This is a genomic window from Allobosea sp. Root483D1 (assembly GCF_001429505.1).
Lineage (GTDB): Bacteria > Pseudomonadota > Alphaproteobacteria > Rhizobiales > Beijerinckiaceae > Allobosea.
This window is the reverse complement of sequence record NZ_LMJW01000010.1, coordinates 2,501-5,662: the sequence shown is the minus strand read 5'-3', so window position 1 is coordinate 5,662 and position 3,162 is coordinate 2,501. Positions and strand designations below refer to the sequence as shown.

At 54.2% G+C, this 3,162-nt stretch carries 1 tRNA gene and 2 rRNA genes (1 of these 3 running past the window's edge); all 3 read right to left on the bottom strand.

The features are described 5' to 3' along the window. A tRNA-Met gene (locus ASE66_RS09880) sits at nucleotides 1-77 on the bottom strand. A 93-nt stretch (nucleotides 78-170) separates the two neighbouring features. Continuing rightward, nucleotides 171-285, bottom strand: a 5S ribosomal RNA gene (rrf, locus tag ASE66_RS09875). Between the two features lie 81 nt (nucleotides 286-366). Further along, nucleotides 367-3,162: ribosomal RNA gene (locus ASE66_RS09870) — 23S ribosomal RNA — on the bottom strand (it continues 11 nt past the right edge of the window).

The window sequence follows — 3,162 nt, the reverse complement described above, 5'->3', positions numbered from 1 at the left end:
TGGTTGCGGGGGCCAGATTTGAACTGACGACCTTCAGGTTATGAGCCTGACGAGCTACCGGGCTGCTCCACCCCGCGATAATGCGTTTTAAACGGCAACGCGGCGCTGGGTGCTTTTGGGCACCCTGCGCCGCGCGCTGGAAGTCATGTGATGAGGGATATCCTTGACAGGCCCGGCAACGACCTACTCTCCCGGGTCTTGAGACACAGTACCATCAGCGCTGAGGAGTTTAACGGCCGAGTTCGGGATGGGATCGGGTTCTGGCTCCTCGCTCAAGCCACCGGGCCGGCGAAGGATATTGGCAAGCATATTGGTCTTTGTGCAGTGTTCGCAGTTATCGAGTGTTTGCGGACATTGATCATGAGAACGATCAAGCCGATCGAGCAATTAGTACCGGTAAGCTGAGCAGGTTACCCTGCTTACACACCCGGCCTATCAACGTGGTCGTCTTCCACGGCTCTCAAGGGAGAACTCGTTTTGAGGTGGGTTTCCCGCTTAGATGCATTCAGCGGTTATCCCGACCGTACATAGCTACCCTGCACTGCGGCTGGCGCCACAACAGGTCCACCAGAGGTACGTCCACCCCGGTCCTCTCGTACTAAGGGCAGATCCTCTCAATTCTCCTACACCCACGGCAGATAGGGACCGAACTGTCTCACGACGTTCTGAACCCAGCTCACGTACCACTTTAATCGGCGAACAGCCGAACCCTTGGGACCTTCTCCAGCCCCAGGATGTGATGAGCCGACATCGAGGTGCCAAACGATTCCGTCGATATGGACTCTTGGGAATCATCAGCCTGTTATCCCCGGCGTACCTTTTATCCGTTGAGCGATGGCCCTTCCACGCGGGACCACCGGATCACTATGGCCGTCTTTCGACTCTGCTCGACTTGTCAGTCTCGCAGTCAGGCAGGCTTATGCCATTGCACTCAACGAGCGATTTCCGACCGCTCTGAGCCCACCTTCGCACGCCTCCGTTACTCTTTGGGAGGCGACCGCCCCAGTCAAACTGCCTGCCATGCGCTGTCTCGGACCCGGATGACGGGTCGCGGTTAGACATCCATGACGATAAGGGTGGTATTTCAAGGATGACTCCACCAAAGCTGGCGCCTCGGCTTCAAAGTCTACCACCTATCCTACACATGCCGACACGAATGCCAGCGCAAAGCTACAGTAAAGGTGCACGGGGTCTTTCCGTCTGACCGCAGGAACCCCGCATCTTCACGGGGAATTCAATTTCACTGAGTCTATGCTGGAGACAGCGGGGAAGTCGTTACGCCATTCGTGCAGGTCGGAACTTACCCGACAAGGAATTTCGCTACCTTAGGACCGTTATAGTTACGGCCGCCGTTTACCGGGGCTTCAATTCGGTGCTTGCACACCTCCTTTTAACCTTCCGGCACCGGGCAGGCGTCAGACCCTATACGTCATCTTACGATTTCGCAGAGCCCTGTGTTTTAGTTAAACAGTCGCTACCCCCTGGTCTGTGCCCCCAATGCCTAGTTGCCTAAGCACTGGGCCTCCTTATCCCGAAGTTACGGAGGTAAATTGCCGAGTTCCTTCAGCATAGTTCTCTCAAGCGCCTTGGTATACTCTACCAGTCCACCTGTGTCGGTTTAGGGTACGGTCTAATGTTGGAGCTATTTCCAGGAACCGCTTGGAAGCCAGATCAATCCAATAAGATCTGACAGCGTACGCGATCCGTCACTACCAACTGGCTGAGGAATATTCACCTCATTCCCATCGACTACGCCTTTCGGCCTCGCCTTAGGGGCCGGCTAACCCTGCGGAGATTAACTTTACGCAGGAACCCTTGGACTTTCGGCGACAGTGTCTTTCACACTGTTTGTCGTTACTCATGTCAGCATTCGCACTTCCAATACCTCCAGCAGCCCTCACGGGTCCGCCTTCGTTGGCTTATGGAACGCTCCGCTACCGCTTGCACAAAGTGCAAACCTTAAGCTTCGGCTCGTGGCTTGAGCCCCGATACATTTTCGGCGCAGGAACCCTTGTTTAGACCAGTGAGCTGTTACGCTTTCTTTAAAGGATGGCTGCTTCTAAGCCAACCTCCTGGTTGTTTTGGGATTCCCACATCCTTTCACACTTAGCCACGAATTGGGGGCCTTAGCTGTAAGTCAGGGTTGTTTCCCTCTCCACGACGGACGTTAGCACCCGCCGTGTGTCTCCCGCGCAGTACTTCTCGGTATTCGGAGTTTGGTTAGGTTTGGTAATACGGTAAGTACCCCGCACCCATCCAGTGCTCTACCCCCGAGAGTATTCACGCGAGGCGCTACCTAAATAGCTTTCGCGGAGAACCAGCTATTTCCGAGTTTGATTGGCCTTTCACCCCTAGCCACAAGTCATCCGAGACTTTTTCAACAGGCACCGGTTCGGTCCTCCAGTAAGTGTTACCTTACCTTCAACCTGCTCATGGCTAGATCACCCGGTTTCGGGTCTAATCCGACGAACTGAACGCCCTGTTCAGACTCGCTTTCGCTGCGCCTACGCCTAGCGGCTTAAGCTTGCTCGTCAGACTAAGTCGCTGACCCATTATACAAAAGGTACGCGGTCACCCAGGACGAACCTTGAGCTCCCACTGTTTGTAAGCATTCGGTTTCAGGTGCTATTTCACTCCCCTCGTCGGGGTGCTTTTCACCTTTCCCTCACGGTACTTGTTCACTATCGGTCGCTGAGGAGTACTTAGGCTTGGAGGGTGGTCCCCCCACGTTCAGACAGGATTTCACGTGTCCCGCCTTACTCATGTCTCTCTTGGTCTCGTATCCGTACGGGGCTATCACCCATTAATGCGTGGTTTCCCAACCACTTCCGGTTAATTCCAAGAAAGCACTGGCCTGGTCCGCGTTCGCTCGCCGCTACTAACGGAGTCTCGTTGATGTCCTTTCCTCCAGGTACTTAGATGTTTCAGTTCCCTGGGTTAGCTTTGAAACCCTATGTATTCAGGTTTCAATACCTTCATGTGACAATTCGTAGTGCAACCTCAGCTCTTGCGAACTGGAGTTACAATACGAATTGTCGAAGGTGGGTTTCCCCATTCGGAAATCCACGGATCAAAGCTCATTCGCAGCTCCCCATGGCTTATCGCAGCGTATCACGTCCTTCATCGCCTCTCAGCGCCAAGGCATCCACCGAATGCTCTTAA